An 11,675-nucleotide genomic window follows, 5' to 3' on the forward strand; every position below is an offset into this window, starting at 1 on the left:
GACGAAGGAGACCGCGACGATGGTGAGCCACCTCCTGGGCAACGACCTCGTCATCAACGAGGACGCCTGCAACCTGAGCTGCACCTACTGCCTGACCGGCCAGAGCAACCTCAAGGAGGGGCACAACCTCAAGCTCATCTTCGAGCCGCCCAAGCGCGACGCCTACGCCAAGGACACGCCGTTGGGCCGCAACGTCGACACGGTCGCCGACCGGCTGCGCACGACGTTCGACATGCCCCTGCTGAAGGTGACCGGCGGGGAGATCTTCCTGATCAGGGGGATCATGGACTTCCTGGAGCAGGAGGCGGCCAAGCACGAGGTCCTGGTCGTGCAGACCAACGGCGTGCTCGTGCGTGAGGAGCACCTGGAGCGGTTGCGCTCCTGGGGCAACGTGGTGCTCCAGGTGTCGTTGGACAGCCACCTGTACGGCGGCAACAGCTACCGGGTGCAGTCGGAGAAGCTGCACGCGAAGACCATGGCCGCCATCGAGCGCATCCTCGTCTCGGGAATCCCGGTGGAGATCTACCAGGTGCTGCACGACCGCAGCGTCTCCGAGACGACCGCGTTCGCCCGTTTCCTGGCGGGGTTCGGCGACCACGTCAGCCTGCACCCCTTCCCGGTGCGCGGACCCGACTCCGACGACTACAGGATCCGTCCCGAGCAGATCGTGCACGTCGAGGAACTGGTGGACCACTTCGACGAGCTGTCCGCGGTGCTGCCGCCGCGGGCCTACTTCGACCGGCTGCTGAGCTTCTACCGCGAGGGCAGGCGGACCTTCCGCTGCCACCTGCCCCGGCTGGTGGTCTCGACCTTCAGCGACGGCGTCGTCACGCCCTGCCCCAACATCTGGTTCTCCGACATGGGCAACGTCCTGGAGGACGACTGGATCGCGACCACCGACAAGATCGGGGAGACCGGGCTGACCCGGGCGCTGCTCGCGGAGCGACCGCGTCTCGACGCCTGCCACGGCTGCTTCACGCCGTGGGACACGCTGTCGATGTACTTCGAGGACGAGATCACGCTCGACGAGCTGTGCTCGGCCCCCACGTACTCCCCGCCCGCCATCCGCGCGCTGCTGGCCGGGATGAAGGCCGACTACGACCGGACGCGCCGTGGGTGAGGCGGCCGGAACCCCCGTCGTGACCTCCGGTCTGTGCGCGATCCTGCGCGACGCGCCGGACCGTCCCGGTCGTCTGCGCGGCGCCGACGGCACGGTGCTCTCCACCGGGGCGCTGCTGGAGGCCGTCGGGCGTGTCGGCGAACGCGCCGGGGACGTGGCGGGCCGGGTGATCGGCCTGCGGGCCGAGAACGGGCCGTCGTGGGTGATCGGTCTGCTCGGCCTGGTGGAGGCCGGAGCCCACCCGTTGTTGGTGGGCGCCGACGCCCCCGCGGCCGAGGCGGACCGGCTGCTGGGCGACGCCGGCGGGCAGGGCTGGCTCGAACCCGCCACCGGCGCGGTCTCCCCCGCCCGTGGCGCGTCCTCGCCCCGGGACGCCGTGGCCGGGGAACCCACGCTCGTGCTGGCCACGTCCGGCTCGACCGGCCGACCCTCGCTCGTGCGCCGCGCCGAGTCCGACCTGGTCGCCGAGGGTCTGCGCTACCGGGACGGCGTCGGTGTCGGGCCGGACGACCGGGTCCTGATCCCGTTGCCGTTGAGCCATTCCTACGCCTTGGGGTGGCTGTTCGGCGCGCTGCTCTCCGGCTCCGCCGTCGTGCCCGTGCCGCCGACCGCGTTGGGCGCGACCGCGGACGAGCTGGCCGGGGGCGCCACCGTCGTCGTGCTCACGCCGTCCCTGGCACGGTTGTCGGCCCTGCGGACGGTCCGCCGGGACGGGCCGCGTGCGCCACGGCTGCGCATGGCGATGGTCGGGGCGGGTCCGGTGGACGCCGGTCTGGAGCGCGCCGTGCGCGACGCCCTGGGCGTCCCCACCTCCCGCAACTACGGCTCCACCGAGACCGGCGCCCTGTGCGCCGGTGTGGCGGACCCCGACGGACCCGGTCTGGAGCCCGGCTGCGTCGGACGGGTCCTGCCCGGCGTGGTCCACGAGATCGTGGGCGACCCGGGTGACGCCGCGTCCCCGTCCACGGGCCTGTTGCGGGTGCGCACGGCTCCGGGGGCCGACTGGCACGACACGGGCGACCTGGTCACCGATACCGCCGACGGGCTGCAGGTGCTGGGGCGGCGCGCGAGCGCGGTCCGCCGCGGCGACCGCTGGGTGGCCCCGTTGGAGGTGGAGGCCGTGCTGCGCGCCCACCCCGGTGTGCGGGACGCGCACGTGACCGGGCGGCCGGGGCGCCACGCGGGCGCCGACCGGTTGGTGGCCGACGTCGTCCTGGCCGGGGGCACCGGGGTCGAGGACCTGCGCCGCCACGTGGCCGAGCACCTGTCACCGGCCAAACGCCCCGACGAGCTGCGTGCGCGCGAGGACCTGGGGCGCACCGCCACCGGCAAGGTGCCCGCGCCGGCGCGTCCGCGCCTGACCGCCGCGGGGCTCGCCGCCACCCGCGCCTACAAGGCGTCCGAGCTGCTGTTCGCCCTGCGCGAGGTGGGGGTCCTCGAACGGCTGGACGGCGACCACGACGTCGTCGACCTGGCCCTGCGCACCGGGTGCCGCGTCGACGCGTTGACGCGGCTGCTCGACGTGGCCGCCGACCTGGGGCTGGTGACGGCCGACCCGGACGGGGACGACGCCGGGGTCGCGCCCGAGGAGGCGCTCGGGTTCGTCGACCTGGAGGCGTCCCTCTCGCGCGGCTGGACCTCGCGCGAGGCCCTCGCCGCCCTAGCCCGTGGCGACGGCCGGGACGGCCGGGACGGGCGGGACGGGCGGCCGTTCGAGCGGAGCGCCCCGGACCCGGGGTTCGCCCGCGCCTACCGGCGGGCGATGGAGGCTCCCTCGGCCCGGGCCCGCGCCGTCCTGGGGACACGGCTGCTGCGCGTGCCGCGCGGCGCGCGGGTCCTGGAGGTCACCGCCGGTCCGGGCCGCTACCTGCCCTCCCTGATCGACGCCGACCCGGAGGCCACCGGTCACCTGGTGCCCGTCGGGGCGCTGGCCGGCGAGCCCCACCCCGCGCTCGGCGGGAGCGCCCGGGTCGAGGTCTCCCCCGACCCGGGGGCGAGGGGGTTCGACGTCTGCGTGGTGGTCAACGCGGTGCACGGTCCGGCGCCCGGGGACGACCTGGACTGGCTCCTGTCGCGTCTTCGCCCCGGCGGAAGGCTGCTGGTCGACGACGTCTTCCTCCCGGAGGGCGGCGGGCCCGGATCGGAGCTGGCCCTGGACTGGTGCACCCACGGCGGGACGTCGTGGCCGCGCCTGCGCGGCCTCGTCGAGGCGCTGACCGCGCGCGGCGCCCGTGTCGGTCGCGGCGTGCCGTTGCCCGGCGGGGCCGCCGCCCTGGTACCGGCCACCGTCCCCCGCACCACACGCAGCGCGAACGAGGAGGAGAGATGAGCAGCGACACCGTGCGCGTCGTCGTCGTGTCCGGCGCCTCGGGCACCATCGGCCGGGCCTGCGTGCGCCGCCTCGCCGACGAGGGCACCGCCGTCGTCGCCGGTTACCACCGGGGGGACGATGCGGTCCGGGAGGTGCGGGCCGAGGCCGAGGAGCGCGGAGCCACCTGTGTCCCCGTCCGGGCCGACGTGTCCGAGCCCGGGGGCGCGGAGAAGCTCGTCGAGGCGGCGACGGAGCGGTTCGGGCGCGTCGACGGCTGTGTCGCCGCCGCCGCGGTCCTGTTGCGCCGCCCGGCCCTGACCACCGACGCCGCCACCCTGGACCACCTCATGCGGGTCAACGTCGGCGGTTCCGTCGCGCTCGCCCGGGCCTGCCTGCGCCCGATGATGAGGGCCCGCCGCGGCCGGATCGTCCTGTTCGGGTCCTGGGCGGGACAGCGCGGGCTGCCCGGCCAGAGCGCCTACGCCGCCTCCAAGGGGGCGTTGGAGCCGTGGGCCGCGTCGGTGGCCGGTGAGGTGGGTCGCCAGGGCGTCACCGTCAACGTGGTCGCGCCCGGGGTCGTCGACGACGGCTCCCCGCGGCACGGCGCCGAGGAGGCCGCCAGGGTCCGTGAGCTCATCGGCGCCCGCCGTCCGGCGGAGCTGGAGGAGGTCACGGCCGCGGTGTCCTTCCTGCTCTCCGAGGGGGCCTCCTACGTCAACGGCACGACGCTCAGGGTGGACGGGGGTGCGCGGTTCTGATGTCCGCACATCCCGTCCCGCGCATCGCCGTGGTGGGGACCGGCTGGATGGCCCGCCGTGTGTGGCTGCCGATGCTGGCGGCCCACGCCGGCGCGCGGGTCACCGCCGTCGTCGAGCCGGTCGCCGAACGTCGCGAGGCAGCCCTCGCCGCGTGTCCCGGCGCGGTGCCCACCACGTCGGAGGAAATCGACCGCTCCGTGGCCGACGCCGTCGTCGTCGCGGTGCCCAACGACCGGCACGCGGAGGTCGCGGCCCCCCTGCTGCGCCGGGGGATGGACGTGTTCGTGGAGAAACCGGTGTGCCTCAGCAGCGGTGAGGCGGACACCCTGGCCTCGGCCTCCGCGACGGGTGGGGGGCGGCTCCTGGCCTGGAGCCCGGCCCGCCACCGCGCCGACGTGGCGGCGCTCGCCTCCCTCCGCGCCGACCTGGGGCCCGTGCGGTACGCGGAGCTGGAATGGGTGCGCGCGGCCGGGGTGCCCAGCCACGCCGACTGGTACCGGGACGGTTCGCGCTCGGGCGGGGGCGCCCTGGTGGACCTGGGCTGGCACCTGCTCGACGTGGGCCTGGACCTGCTGGGGGGTCCCGGTGTCCTCCACGCGTGCGGGGTGGTCTCCGCCGACTTCGTGGACCGCGACGACCGCGCCGCCTCCTGGCACGCCGGCGCGCCGACCTCCACCGTCAGGGGCCGGGGGGTGGAGGACAGCGCCTACGGCTTCGTGACCACCACCGACGGCACCGGGATCAGCTTGCGCAGTAGTTGGGCCTCGCACAACGCCCGCGACCTCACCCGGTTGGCGCTGCACGGCGCGCGGGGCAGCGCGACGTTGGAGACCACCTTCGGGTTCAGCCCCCACCGGACCCGGCCCGAGCTCACCGTGCGGGTGGCCGGTCGGGAACGGGGGGTCGACCTGCCCCACCAGGAGGTCGGCGCGGAGTACCGGGCGCAGGTCGACGCGCTGGTCGCCGCGGTGGCCGACCCCGGCCGGACCGGCGACGCGCTCGACCGGACCCACGGCATCCTCGCCGCCATCGAGGGGATCTACGACACGAGTGGAGACTTCGTCCATGTCTGAGCACACCGTCCGGTTGCACGTGTCCACCGGGTCCGCCCGGCACGACCACGCGTTGGCCGAGCGACTGGCCGCCGACCTGCGCGCCCTCGGCGTCGACGCCGAGCGGGAGGCGGACCTGGTCCGTTTCACCGCGCACATGTCGGCGGTGGCCGAGGTCGTCCCGGAGGGCGCCGACCGCGTCGTCCCGGGGCGTGTCCGGCTGACGCTCGGCGCGGAGGGCGGGAACGACGCCGCCGCCGACAGCCGCGCCGTCGTCGAGGAGCTGGAGCGCCGCGGCCTGACCGCACGGCACGAGGAGGTCTACTCCGCGGAGGAGGAGGCCGCGGTCGCGCGGCGTCTCGAAGAACTCGGCTACCTGGGCTGACCCACGACACCACGTCACCGAGGAGGTGTTCCCGTGCCATCCGCACCGGCCACGCGCGCGGCCTCGCCGGGACCGTACGCCGCGGACGCGGTGGGGCCCGTGGTCGAACGCCTGCGACGGGTGCCCGACACCGCGCGTCGCTTCGCCCAGGACGCGACCGTGGCTCGCCGCTGGCACCGTCTCGACGCGGACCTGCTGGACGCCCTGCTCGACGCCGGCCTGCCGACGGTGGGACGGGGGGAGGCACGCCGTTTCGACCCCTACGACCTCAGCAACGCCGCGCTGTGGCTCGGCAGGCCGTCGATCCAGAGGCGTGCGGTGAAGTCCTGGGGCGCGTCCCTGCGGCACAACGCCGTGGCCCTGCGCGGCCCCGGGTCCGACGACGCGCCGGCCCGCTACTGCGTGGAGGTCGGCGCCACCTGTCCGCTGCCCGACCACCCGGGCCTTTGCCGTTTCACCGTCCTGGGCCCGCGGGGGCGGCACGAACGGCTGCGGGACCCCCGCGACCGTGGGGCGCTCGACCGCTGGGTCCTCCCCATGCCGACCCGGGGCCTGCGCCTGCCGGGGCCGGTACGGGAGATCACCGCGCGGATCGCCGACGTCGAGTTCCTGATGCTGCCCGAGGCGGTGCGCTGGGACCCGGCCTTCCTGGACCGTGCACGCGTCTCCGACTGCGGGGGCACCGCGGCGTGGCTGGTCGCCGAGGCCGCCCGCCGAGGCCTGGAGGCCCGGTTCTCCTTCGGCGTCATCGTCGCCCGCCCCTACTCCTCGCCGCACTGTTGGGCCGAGTTCCGCGTCGACGGGCGCTGGTGGCCGGTCGACCCGCTGCTGGTGCGTCTGTTGCAGGGCTGGGGCGGGGTCGACCCCGCCGCGTGGGACGAGGACGACAGCCCGGCGCCGCTGTTCCGGCGGCTCTCCGACGACAACACCATCGTGGTCTCCCACCGTGGCGTGTGGGCGTCCACCTCACTGAACACGGAGCGTCTGACATGACCACCCTCCCCGACGGCGCCACCCCCGCCGTCGAGCCCCGCCTGGCCGACCGACCGGACCCGGTCGTGGTGTTCGACCTGGACGGCGTGCTCGTCGACAGTTTCGCGGTGATGCGCAAGGCGTTCGCCCACGCCTACCACGAGGTGATGGGGGCCGGTGAGCCCCCGTTCGAGGAGTACTGCACCCACCTGGGCCGCTATTTCCCCGACATCATGCGCAGCATGGGGTTGCCGCTCACGCTGGAGGAGCCCTTCGTGCGGGCCAGCCACGAGCTGGCGCACCAGGTCCGGGTCTTCCCCGGGGTCGTGGACATGCTGACCGGTCTGCGCGCCGGCGGCGTGGAGCTGTGCGTGGCCACCGGCAAGTCCGGTGTGCGGGCGCGCTCCCTGCTGGACACGGTGGGCCTGTCCGGGTTCTTCGGCGCGGTCGTCGGCAGCGACGAGGTGCCCAGGCCCAAACCCGCGGCGGACATCGTCGTCGAGGCCCTGGCACGGGTCGGCGGTCGCCGGGAGGCCGCCGTGATGGTCGGCGACGCGGTCGCCGACCTGCGCAGCGCGCGCGCCGCGGGCGTGGTGCCCATCGCCGCCACCTGGGGTGAGGGCGACCCCGTCGAACTGGCCGCCGAGGACCCGGTGTGGACCCTGGACGACCCCGGTGACCTGCTGTCCGTGGCCGGTCTGCCGCTCGGGGGGAGGTGACCCGTGGCCTGTCTGGGGATGGACGTCGGGGGATCGGGGGCCCGGCTGAGGCTGGTGCCCGGTCCCCGTGACGGCGGCGGACCGCCGTGGGCCCCGGTCGAGGAGAGGCTGGTGTGGCCGTCCGGCGTCGGCGTCGAGGAGGACCTCGCCCTCCTGGGCGCGGCCGTCGAGCGCGTCACGGGGGGCGACCCCGGGCGGGTCGAGGCCCTGGGGGTCTCCCGGCCCGCCTCCGTCGACGCCGAGGGGACCATCACCGCGTGGCCGAACCGGCCCACGTGGGTCGGGTGCTCCCTGCCCCGCGCGCTGGCCCGGCTCTGCCCGGGGGCGCCCGCGTCGCACGAGGACGACGGGAACGCCGCCGCGCGCGCCGAGGCCGTCGCCTCCGGCGCGGACCACCTGGTGTACCTGGGTCTGGGCACCGGCCTGGCCGGCGGTCTGGTGGCCGACGGGCGAGTCGTCGGAGGGGCGCACGGGGGCGCGGGCGAGGTCGGGCACCTGTCCGTCGCCGGCCCGGCGTCGGGACCGCCCTGTCCGTGCGGGAGGACGGGTTGCCTCCAGGCGACGGTGTCGGGGCCGGCCGTGGCCCGGCGCGTGACGCGGCGCACCCGGGGCCGGCACGGCCTCGCCGAACTGCCCGGGGCCGTGCGCGCGGCCGCGCCGTGGGCGCTCCGGGAACGGGACACCGTGGCCGTGGCGCTGGCCGGGGCTGTGGAGGTGCTCGTGGAGCTGGTCGCCCCGGAACAGGTGCGCATCGGCGGGGGGCTCCTCGCGAGCCTTCCCGGCCTGTGCGAACGGGTCGCCGACCGGTTGGAGCCGCGTGCCGGGAGGACACGCCCGACGGTGGCCCCCGCCCTGCACGGCGGGGACTCCTCTCTGGCGGGAGCGGTGCTCCTCGCCCACGGCCTGGCCGCGCGGGGCGCCCCCGCGCGGACCGACGACCCCTCGGCCCCGAAGGAGGCGGCATGACGACGACGGAGTCCGGGCCCCGGGCCCCACGACTGCGCTGGACCCGGCCCGGGGACGGCACGGGCCCGACCTACCGCACCTACGAACCGGCCACCGGACGCCACCTCGCGGACGTGCCCGCGGGCACCGCGGCGGACGTGGACGTCGCGGTCGCCCGGGCCCGCACGGCCTTCGACGAGGGGCCCTGGCCGACGCTGCCCACCGCCGAGCGGGCCGCGGTGCTGCGCCGGGCCGCGGTCCTGATCGGTGAGCGGGCCGAGGACCTCGCCCGGCTGGAGGTGCTGGACAACGGGGCGACGCTGCGCAAGGCACGCGCCGTCGACGTCCCCGGCGCCCGCGACTGTCTGACCCGGTCCGCCTGGGAGGCCGAGCGGTTCCCCGACCGGCTCGCCGGGCCGGACGGCGCCGAGATGGTCTGGGACCCCGTCGGCGTGGTCGGCACCATCGTCCCGTGGAACTTCCCCCTCTCCCTCGGGGCCCTGCGGATCGCCCCGGCCCTGGCCGCGGGGAACACCTGCGTGGTCAAGCCCGCCTCGTTCGCGTCACTGGCCGTGCTGGAGCTGGCCGCGGTGCTGCGCGAGGCGGGCGTGCCGCCCGGGGTCCTGGAGGTGGTGACCGGCCCCGGGGGCGAGGTCGGGGGACGGTTGGCCGGGCACCCCGACGTGGACCTGGTCGTGTTCACCGGGTCGGACGGGGTCGGCCAGGACGTGGCCGGCGCGGCCGCGGCGGCCGGTACGGCCGCCCGGTTGAACCTGGGGGGCAAGTCGCCGCAGGTGGTCCTGGACGACGCCGACCTCGGGGCCGCCGTCGACGGCGTGGTGTGGGGGGCCTTCCTGCACAACGGACAGATCTGCATGGCCGGCTCGCGCGCCGTGGTGCACCGCGACGTCCACGACGCGTTCGTGCGGCTCCTCGTGGCCCGTGTCCGGGCGCTGTCCCTGGGCGACCCGCTCGACCCCGACACCGACATCGGCCCCCTGGTCTCGCGCCAGCACGCCCGCACCGTGCGCGGCTACGTGCGCACCGCCCTGCGCGAGGGGGCCGTCCTGGCCTGCGGCGGGGAGACTCCGGCCCCCGGCGAGCTGGACGAGGGGCTGGACGCGCGCGCCTACGTGCGTCCCGCGGTCCTGACCGGCGTCGGGGTCGACGACACCGTCGCGCAGGAGGAGGTGTTCGGGCCGGTGCTGTCGGTGCTGCGCGTGGACGACGAGGAGGAGGCGGTGGCCGTCGCCAACGGCACCCGCCACCGCCTGGCCGCGGGGGTGTGGTCGCGTGACCCGGTGCGCGCGCGCTCGGTCGCTGGGAGGATCCGCGCCGAGCAGGTGTGGATCAACGAGTACCCGATGGTCGGGACCGCCGATCCCGGATCGGCCCCCGCGTCCGGGGTTCGAGACCTATGGTGGTACCGGCTGTCCGGCGAGATCGACCGGTACCGGCAGGGCCGGTGGATCCGGACGGCGCCCGACGGTCCGGCCCCGTCCTACGACGTCCTGTGGCGGGGCTGACGGTCACGGCCGCGCGGTCGGCCGTGCACGCGACGCGACCGTCCCACCCGATCCGAAGGAGGAGACCAGCATGTCGTCTGCCCGCATCACCGGCTTCGGCCTCGTCGTCGAGGACCTGCCCCGCTCCCTCGCGTTCTACCGCGAGCTGGGCGTGGACGTCCCCGAGGTCGACGCCGGGACGCCGCACGCGGAGGCCCGGCTCGCGAACGGGGTGAAGCTGCTCTGGGACACCGTGGACGTGGTCCGCGGCTTCGTGCCCGACTGGAAGGCGCCCGAGGGCGGGCACCGGATCGCCCTGACCGTGGAGCTGGACTCGCCGGCCGAGGTCGACGCCGAGTACGAGCGCATCGGCTCGCTCGGCTACGCGCGCCACACACCGCCGTGGGACGCGGCCTGGGGTCAGCGTTACGCCCTGGTGCTCGACCCCGACGGCAACCTCGTCGAGTTGTTCGCCCCCCTGGGCGGGTGAGTCACGGTGCGGGAGTTGATGCGGCTGCACGCCGCCCGCAAGTTCCTCGCCGTCCTGGAGGCCGCGGACGCGGTCGGGCTTCTCGATCGGCTCTCCGCACCGACCGACGCCGCCGCCCTGGCGGCGGCCACCGGCACACGCCCCGAGCTGGTGGAGAGGCTGTTGCGCGTGCTCGGGTGGCACGAGGTCGCCGTCCGGGACGCGCACGGCCGGTGGTCGGCGGGGCCGGGGATGAAGGTGTTCCTCGGCTCCCCCGGCGGGGCCGACGACGCGCGCGGGCTGCTGCGGATCGAGCGCTGGGCCGCCGGGGACCACCTCGACGCCGCGGGCCTGGTCGCCGCGTTGCGCGGCCGGGAGTGCGACACCGCGGTGCCGGAGGACGTGGTCGGCGAACTCGGCGCCGCGATGGCCGTGGGCGCCCGTTCGGCCGCCCCGCACGTGGCACGCCTACCGGAGCTGCGCGGGGTGAACCACCTGGCCGACGTCGGCGGCGGGAGTGCCGGGTACACCGTGGCGCTGTGCCGGTTGCGCGCCGGGATGCGCGCCACCGTCTACGACCGCGCGCCCATGCTCGAACACGCGGCGGAGGCCGTCGGCCGGGCCGGACTCGACGGGCGCGTCGACCTGGTGCCGTGGGACATGACGGCGCACGCGCTGCCCGCGGGTCACGACGGCGCGCTGCTCTCCCACGTCCTGCACCTGCTGCCCCGGGCGGGGCGGCGGGACCTGCTCGACCGCGTACGCGCGGCGGTGGAACCCGGCGCCGTACTAGTGGTGCACGACTTCCTGTACGACGACCCCGAACCGCTCGGTCAGCTCGCCGGCAGCGCCGTCGACTGGATCGCCGCCGGCTCGGACTTCGTCCTGACGTCCGGGGAGCTGGTGGAGGAGCTGGCCGCGAGCGGCTTCCACGGGGCGCGCACCGTCACCCCGCCCACACTGTCGAGCGGCCTGGTGGTGGCGCGGGCCTGAGAACGGTCAGCGACGTCGTCGACGCGGGGGCGGCAGCACCTCGGCCGCGCCGGAGACCGCCCGGCGCACGAGCGCGTCGTCGGCGCGCAGCAGCGTGTCGGGGACCACGTGGTGGTCCCGGGCTCCGTCGTAGGGCGGGGCCAGGCGGTCGGTGCCCAGCACCTCGTCCGTGGCCGTGTTGCGCTTGAGGAAGAGGGTGTCATGGCAGACGACCCCGACGAAGACACCGTCGCAGTAGAGCCCGTACTCGCCGAACATCGCCCGCGTGTGCACGTCGAGCGGGCGCAGCTGCTCGACGATCCAGCGGATCGTCTCGGGTGTGGAAGCCATCTGCGGAGGCTAGCAGGCACCCCCGGTGCCCGTGGAGAGGAGCACGCCGTGACCCCGACGAGAACCGAGAGGTCGTCCCCGTCCGGTCCGCCGACCGTGCGGGGGCCGCGTTCCCC

General features: G+C 75.8%; 12 protein-coding genes. 11 read left to right on the top strand and 1 reads right to left on the bottom strand.

All coding sequences use genetic code 11. The features are described from left to right. Positions 1-19: 19 nt before the first annotated feature. The 11 genes from KGD83_RS16380 (at position 20) to KGD83_RS16430 (ending at position 11,229) form a co-directional block, all read left to right on the top strand. Positions 20-1,120 (top strand): radical SAM protein, encoded by a 1,101-nt coding sequence (locus tag KGD83_RS16380; protein ID WP_212640025.1) that lies wholly within the window; start codon positions 20-22, stop codon positions 1,118-1,120. A gap of 19 nt (positions 1,121-1,139) precedes the next feature. Then, positions 1,140-3,449, top strand: a complete 2,310-nt coding sequence (locus KGD83_RS16385; RefSeq protein WP_212640026.1) for an AMP-binding protein — start codon at positions 1,140-1,142, stop codon at positions 3,447-3,449. Then, on the top strand, positions 3,446-4,189 hold the full coding sequence (locus KGD83_RS16390; protein WP_212640027.1) for an SDR family NAD(P)-dependent oxidoreductase: 744 nt from the start codon (positions 3,446-3,448) through the stop codon (positions 4,187-4,189). Before KGD83_RS16385 ends, KGD83_RS16390 begins: the two co-directional genes overlap by 4 nt. Continuing rightward, on the top strand, positions 4,189-5,262 hold the full coding sequence (locus KGD83_RS16395; protein ID WP_212640028.1) for a Gfo/Idh/MocA family protein: 1,074 nt from the start codon (positions 4,189-4,191) through the stop codon (positions 5,260-5,262). Before KGD83_RS16390 ends, KGD83_RS16395 begins: the two co-directional genes overlap by 1 nt. Beyond that, complete coding sequence (locus tag KGD83_RS16400; protein WP_212640029.1) at positions 5,255-5,626, top strand: hypothetical protein; 372 nt, start codon at positions 5,255-5,257, stop codon at positions 5,624-5,626. The genes KGD83_RS16395 and KGD83_RS16400 overlap by 8 nt, the downstream gene beginning before the upstream one ends. 33 nt (positions 5,627-5,659) lie before the next feature. Beyond that, the gene (locus KGD83_RS16405) at positions 5,660-6,619 is read left to right on the top strand and encodes a transglutaminase domain-containing protein (protein WP_212640030.1); all 960 of its coding nucleotides are present in this window, start codon (positions 5,660-5,662) and stop codon (positions 6,617-6,619) included. Next, positions 6,616-7,317 carry an HAD-IA family hydrolase gene (locus KGD83_RS16410; RefSeq protein ID WP_212640031.1) on the top strand — a complete coding sequence of 234 codons (702 nt, stop codon included), beginning with the start codon at positions 6,616-6,618 and terminating at the stop codon, positions 7,315-7,317. Before KGD83_RS16405 ends, KGD83_RS16410 begins: the two co-directional genes overlap by 4 nt. A gap of 3 nt (positions 7,318-7,320) precedes the next feature. After that, positions 7,321-8,283, top strand: coding sequence for an ROK family protein (locus KGD83_RS16415; protein ID WP_212640032.1), 963 nt, complete (start codon positions 7,321-7,323; stop codon positions 8,281-8,283). Continuing rightward, positions 8,280-9,788: an aldehyde dehydrogenase family protein gene (locus tag KGD83_RS16420; RefSeq protein WP_212640033.1), complete on the top strand. Its 1,509-nt coding sequence runs from the start codon at positions 8,280-8,282 to the stop codon at positions 9,786-9,788. The genes KGD83_RS16415 and KGD83_RS16420 overlap by 4 nt, the downstream gene beginning before the upstream one ends. A gap of 70 nt (positions 9,789-9,858) precedes the next feature. Then, positions 9,859-10,257, top strand: coding sequence for a VOC family protein (locus KGD83_RS16425; protein ID WP_212640034.1), 399 nt, complete (start codon positions 9,859-9,861; stop codon positions 10,255-10,257). Positions 10,258-10,275: 18 nt separating this feature from the next. Next, positions 10,276-11,229, top strand: a complete 954-nt coding sequence (locus KGD83_RS16430; protein ID WP_212640035.1) for an SAM-dependent methyltransferase — start codon at positions 10,276-10,278, stop codon at positions 11,227-11,229. Positions 11,230-11,235: 6 nt separating this feature from the next. Here KGD83_RS16430 and KGD83_RS16435 read toward each other — a convergent pair whose 3' ends face one another. After that, entirely contained in the window at positions 11,236-11,559 is a 324-nt protein-coding gene (locus tag KGD83_RS16435; protein WP_212640036.1) for a TfoX/Sxy family protein, read from the bottom strand. Between the last annotated feature and the right edge of the window lie 116 nt (positions 11,560-11,675).

The sequence above is a fragment of the Nocardiopsis akebiae genome, assembly GCF_018316795.1.
Taxonomy (GTDB): domain Bacteria; phylum Actinomycetota; class Actinomycetes; order Streptosporangiales; family Streptosporangiaceae; genus Nocardiopsis; species Nocardiopsis dassonvillei.